This window comes from Streptomyces sp. CRN 30 (assembly GCF_034105845.1).
The window spans coordinates 1-4,150 of sequence record NZ_JAVRHI010000332.1; the positions used below are offsets into that span (position 1 = coordinate 1).

A 4,150-nucleotide genomic window follows, 5' to 3' on the forward strand; every position below is an offset into this window, starting at 1 on the left:
CCGGCCCCCGCCCCGGGTGCCGGGGCCCGCCCGGCGCTCAAGCCCTCCGCCTACCGCCTCCGGCCCCTGACCGGCTACGGCCCGCCGCGCGCCGCCCCCGCGCGGCTCCCCGTACGCAGCGAGCCGCTCCTGGAGCTCTCCGGCCGCGGCCGCACCATGGTGCTGACCTTCGACGACGGCCCCGACCCCCGCTACACGCCGGACATCCTGGACACCCTGGCCGAGTACGACGTCCGCGCCACGTTCTTCGTCTGCGGCGAGATGGCCGCCGACAACAAGGACCTGCTGGTCCGGATGGCCGACGAGGGTCACGTCGTCGGCAACCACACCTGGTCCCACCCGCTCCTGACCCGCCTCGGCCGAAGGAAGATCCGTGACGAGATGGAGCGCACCGCCGACGTCATCGACCGGGCCTGCGGTGAACCGCCCCGCTGGTTCCGGGCGCCGTACGGGGCGTGGAACCGCGCCGCGTTCCAACTCGGCGCCGAACTCGGCATGGAACCGCTCGCCTGGACCGTCGACACCCTGGACTGGACCACCCCCGGCACCCGCACCATCGTCGACCGGGTCGAGGACGGCGCCGCCCCCGGCGTCGTGGTGCTCTCGCACGACGCCGGGGGCGACCGTTCGCAGAGCGTCCGCGCCCTGCGCACCTATCTCCCGCGGCTGCTCGACTCCGGTTACCGCCTCACCGTGCCCCGGCGGCGACCGGTGTGAGGCCCGCGCGCCCGCCCGGCCGGGAAACCGCTCAGCGGATCTCGGTCAGGCGGGCGAAGGCGACCACATTCCCCGCGTAACCGTTCTGCTTGCTGAATCCGCCGCCGCACGTGATGACGCGCAATTCGGGACTGCCCTTGGAGGCGTACACCCGGTCACCGGGGAAATCGTCCTTCTCGAAGACCTCGATGCCGTAGATCTCGAAGACCGCCGTCTTACCGTCCTCCCGGGCGACGTCGACCATGTTGCCCTTCTTCAGGGCGCCGAGTCCGTAGAAGACGGCCGGGCCCTGTTTGTTGTCGACGTGGCCGACGACGACCGCGGTGCCCTTCTGTCCGGGCGAGACCGCGCCGGTGAACCAGCCGGCCAGGTTCGGGTCCTCCGGCGGCGGCGCGCCGACCCACCCGTCCGCGTCCAGCCCCACCGGCATCATCGGCGCGTCGACCTGGATCGCGGGAATCCGCACCCGGGCGGGCACCGCGTACGGCAGCGGCCGCAGGGCCTTCGGCGCGTCCCCCGGCGCGGCGCGGCGGGTGTCCGAGGCCGCGGCCGACGCCGGCTGCGGCGGGCCCACGTCGAATTCCCCCGAACCGTTTCGAATGAGCGCGAGACCGGTCAGCAGAACAAGCGCTATCACGCCCCAGGGAGCGCGCTTCCTCCGCCGCTCCTCCTCTTCGGCCAGCTCGGACGCAGACATTCGACATCCCCTCTCGACACAGCCGTCGCCGTGTCATTCGCGCATACGCAGAACGCTAGAGGGAGCCCGGCCCACCGGCGACGGGGCGGATGCGAACGGGTGGCACCGCACATGCGGGGTGCGCCATCCGAGGCGCGGGGTACAGAAATCGCCTGACACTCCGTGACCTGCGGCGATATCCACTGCCGTGCTTTCGCCGTGCCGACTTGGCTCACCAGGACGGACCATTCCCGAAATGCGGCTCCAGCCGCGCCAACTGAGGGTCTTGTCCGGGAGGCGCTTTCTCGCCGATCGACCGGGGACGGGTCCCGGGGCGTCTTCCGCGGAGGAACACATGCGTAACTCCCGTGCCCTGGCGGCCACAGGCGCCGCCGTTGCTGTCCTCGGGCTCGCCGCTCCCACGGCCGCCGCGTGGGACACGCCGAGCAACATCGTGGCCCTGCCCAGTGTCATCGCCCGCGGCGGCCAGATGACCGTCACGGTCGACGGCTGCCCGCACGGCGGCACGATGACCTCGCGCGCCTTCCCGACCACCCACCTGACGCCGGTCAAGGGCGCCAACGAGACCTCCAAGGGCGTCGCCACGATCAACGGCAACGCCCGGCCGGGCTCGTACGACATCACCGTCAACTGCTCCGGCAGGACGCTGACCCGCCCGGCGGCCTTCACCGTCATCGGCGGTGTCCGCGGCGGTATCGGCGGCAGCAACTCCAGCGGTGCCACGCCGACCGACATCGCCATCGGCGGCGGGCTCGTCGCCGCCGCGGTGGCCGGCGGCGGGGTGTTCTGGATGCGCCGCCGGGCCGAACGGCGCGTCTGACCGGCCGGGGCCAGCCAGCCGTACACAGGACTTCGCCCCGGACCCTCGTGGAGAGGGTCCGGGGCGAAGTCCTGTGCGGACGGCGCAGGCCGGCTCAGGCGCCGTTCTCCCCGCCGCGACGGCGGGAGAAGTGGTACGCCGCCCCGAGCGCACCGGTGACGAGCACGGCACCGAGCCCGAGGTTCCGCAGGTCGAACCCGGCCACGGTGCCGCCCTCTCCGGCGTGCACGCCCTTCTCCGGGTGCCCGGGGTGATCGTGATGCCCGGGATCGTCGTGGTGCCCGGGGTGCTCCGGCGGCGGGGCGAGGGTCGGCGGCGGAGTCGGCGAGTGCGTGGGGCTCGGCCCGCCGCCGGTGATGGTCAGGCCCGTCGTCCCGGTCGCCCCGTCGCAGCGGAACGCCACCTGGTAGACGGCCCCCGGTCTGGCGTCCCAGTCGACCACCGCCTTCGCCGACGTGTGCCGGGGCGGGACGGTCACCGGGTCGAAGACCGGTGCCGAGACGGTCGCGGGGCCCTTGCAGCGGCCGTCGTTGCGGTCGACCCGCAGCGTGACCTCACCGCCCGGCGCGATGGTGGCGGGCTGGACGCCGAAACCGAACGGCGCCGGGGTGCCCTGACCGGCCGCGCCCGCGGCCGGGACACAGGACGACAGGGCGCAGGCGCCCAGCAGTGCGGCCGAAGCGACGGGTATCGCGCGCATGCGCATGATGGATCCTCCGGGTCCCGAGGAGCAGCGGCGGACCTTTTTCCGCTCGTGCCGGACATGCACCTCGATGACCGAAACGCTAGGAAGGCGCGCAGGCGGGCGCGATCGCAGTCGCGCGAATGGGGCAAGGGTGTGGGCCGCCCAGGGGACGGCCGTCGGCCCCCTCGGCTCAGTCGTCGACGCCCGGGAAGAGGTTGAGGTACGGCTCCGTGGTGGCGCCGAGCCCACGGGCATAGGGGTCGTCGAAGTCCCAGATGAGGAACAGCAGGAAGGCGATCAGCGCCGAGAACAGCCCGGCGAGGATCAGTTCCCGCGCGGTGCGCCGGATCTGCAGGGCGAAGACCATGCCGATGGTGACGGCGCCCCCGATGATCAGCCCGAACCACACCACCCCCGGCATGGTCGTCCCGGTCGACTCCGCCCGGGAGGTGCGGGCCTGGTCGGCGGCGGTCACCTGGTCGAGCAGCGGCTGGTACGCCTGGGCCTCGAAGTCCGACGCCGGCTCGTAGTCGGTCACGTCGGCGCGGAGCCGGTCCAGGAGCACGGTGCCGCGCTCGGTGACCTCCCCGGACTCGGCCATGGCGGACCACTCGGTGGTCACGACGTGTCCGACATAGGCATTGACATCGTCCCGAATCCGGTCGCGTACCTCGGGCGGATAGACCCGGACCCGCTCGGAGATCTCGTGCAGCGCCACGGCCTCCGCCTGTACGTGGTCCTCGGCGGCGCTGCGCGCCTCCCAGACCCCCGCGATGGCCAGACCCAGGACGATGGCGTACACCACGCCGATCCACATGGTCATGTACTCGATGACGTCGGGGGTCTCGGTGATGTCCTCGTCCTCGTCGACCCGGCGGTGCCGGACGAACGTGACGACGACCACGACCGCGCAGGCGGCCAGCATCGCGAGGGTGAGAACAAGCCATTCCGGCAAGACAAGCCTCCAGGGGTCAGCGCGGGCGCAGCGCGGCGACGGCCACCAGCGCGGGAACCGTGATGAGCAGGACGAAGACGAGAGGTGACGTGGCGCCCCGGGTGGTGCGCGGGCGTGGGTGGGCGGCGCGGTAGCGCGGGTAGTGCACCGGCGTCAGCGACGGCCGGGGCGAGGGCTCCGCCGTCGGCGAGGGCTTCGGCGGGGGAGTGGGCGCCGCCGGGGTCGGCGTCGGGACCGGTGCCCTGGTGGCGGGCGGCGGCGCGGCGGGCTGCGGCG

General features: G+C 73.0%; 5 protein-coding genes and 1 pseudogene. 2 read left to right on the forward strand and 4 right to left on the reverse strand.

Translation table 11 applies throughout. The annotated features are described in order from the left end of the window. Positions 1–717 (forward strand): polysaccharide deacetylase family protein (locus UW392_RS35590; protein WP_320779340.1); only part of this gene is annotated, 717 nt, incomplete at its 5' end. 31 nt (positions 718–748) lie between these two features. Here UW392_RS35590 and UW392_RS35595 read toward each other — a convergent pair. Then, on the reverse strand, positions 749–1,414 hold the full coding sequence (locus UW392_RS35595; protein ID WP_320779341.1) for a class F sortase: 666 nt from the start codon (positions 1,412–1,414) through the stop codon (positions 749–751). A gap of 334 nt (positions 1,415–1,748) precedes the next feature. Between UW392_RS35595 and UW392_RS35600 the strand changes: the two genes are divergently transcribed. Next, entirely contained in the window at positions 1,749–2,234 is a 486-nt protein-coding gene (locus tag UW392_RS35600; protein ID WP_320779342.1) for a hypothetical protein, read from the forward strand. A 94-nt stretch (positions 2,235–2,328) separates the two neighbouring features. On the opposite strand, the gene UW392_RS35605 is transcribed toward UW392_RS35600, so the two are convergent. The 3 genes and pseudogenes from UW392_RS35605 to UW392_RS35615 all read right to left on the reverse strand — a co-directional run. After that, positions 2,329–2,934 carry a hypothetical protein gene (locus tag UW392_RS35605; RefSeq protein ID WP_320779343.1) on the reverse strand — a complete coding sequence of 202 codons (606 nt, stop codon included), beginning with the start codon at positions 2,932–2,934 and terminating at the stop codon, positions 2,329–2,331. A 175-nt stretch (positions 2,935–3,109) separates the two neighbouring features. Continuing rightward, positions 3,110–3,874 (reverse strand): DUF4239 domain-containing protein, encoded by a 765-nt coding sequence (locus tag UW392_RS35610; protein ID WP_320779344.1) that lies wholly within the window; start codon positions 3,872–3,874, stop codon positions 3,110–3,112. A 16-nt stretch (positions 3,875–3,890) separates the two neighbouring features. Further along, a pseudogene (locus UW392_RS35615) lies at positions 3,891–4,150 on the reverse strand (hypothetical protein); the annotation flags it as partial.

Bases quoted from the DNA above. Each gene is read 5' to 3' on its own strand.
- UW392_RS35595 (WP_320779341.1), bottom strand. From the start codon at position 1,414: ATGTCTGCGTCCGAGCTGGCCGAAGAGGAGGAGCGGCGGAGGAAGCGC.
- UW392_RS35600 (WP_320779342.1), top strand. From the start codon at position 1,749: ATGCGTAACTCCCGTGCCCTGGCGGCCACAGGCGCCGCCGTTGCTGTC.
- UW392_RS35605 (WP_320779343.1), bottom strand. From the start codon at position 2,934: ATGCGCGCGATACCCGTCGCTTCGGCCGCACTGCTGGGCGCCTGCGCC.